General features: G+C 73.2%; 1 protein-coding gene. It reads left to right on the forward strand.

Going from position 1 to position 392, the window contains the following annotated elements; all coding sequences use genetic code 11:
- Positions 1-12: 12 nt before the first annotated feature.
- A partial coding sequence (locus LPA54_RS41465; protein WP_228985535.1) for an SDR family oxidoreductase occupies positions 13-392 on the forward strand: 380 nt, incomplete at its 3' end.

The raw sequence follows: 392 nt of genomic DNA on the forward strand, positions 1-392 counted from the left end.
GGTGGAGCAGGCATGACAGTTCTCGTGACAGGAGCGACCGGAGCGGTCGGCCGCCACGTGGTCGACGGACTCGTGGCCGCCGGCGCCCCGGTGCGGGCGCTGACCCGCGACCCGGCCGCCGCCGGGCTCCCGCCGGGCGTGGAGGTGTTCCAGGGCGACCTGGAGCAGCCGGAGACCCTGACGGCGGCCCTCGACGGAGTGGAGAAGCTGTATCTCTTCCCGGTGCCCGGCACGGCCCGTGAGGTCGTCGCGCTGGCGAAGGAGGCCGGCGTGCGCCGCATCGTCGTGCTCTCCTCCTCGTCCGTGCTCGACACCTCCGGGGACAACCACAGCGGTGAGCACCACCGCGCCGTGGAGCGGGCCGTCGAGGAATCCGGCATCGACCACACGTT

The organism is Streptomyces sp. DH12, from assembly GCF_020873895.1.
Classification (GTDB): Bacteria; Actinomycetota; Actinomycetes; order Streptomycetales; family Streptomycetaceae; genus Streptomyces.